We start from the raw sequence: 318 nt of genomic DNA, 5'->3' as shown, positions 1-318 counted from the left end.
GTCCAGAAATATCGGCACTTAAATATCTACGAGCGTAGTCACCGTATTAGCATTTCGCATAAACATCGGCCCAGTAACAGGCTTCCATTCAGCTAGTCTGATTAAGCTCTTCTATTTAACCCCAGACGGAGATTAACTAGTGTAGCCCACTTAGAGTGAGACCCTTACCGTAGCACATGGGCGATGCACGGAGGATCAGCTATGCTACTGCTTATTAGGCAGCGAAAGCTAGGTTTTGTTTTTCTTTGCCAGTTATTATTGGCTTTGACGTTGATAACGAGGACGATCCCCCCGACTCGCAACTCAAGCTCGAACTAT

The 318-nt window shown here is 45.9% G+C and carries 1 other RNA gene; it reads right to left on the bottom strand.

The annotated features are described in order from the left end of the window. Positions 1-318: a transfer-messenger RNA gene (gene ssrA, locus LXN01_RS16035) on the bottom strand; the annotation flags it as partial.

The sequence above is a fragment of the Brevibacterium daeguense genome, assembly GCF_021729135.1.
Classification (GTDB): Bacteria; Actinomycetota; Actinomycetes; order Actinomycetales; family Brevibacteriaceae; genus Brevibacterium; species Brevibacterium daeguense.
This window is presented reverse-complemented; position numbering and strand designations above follow the sequence as displayed.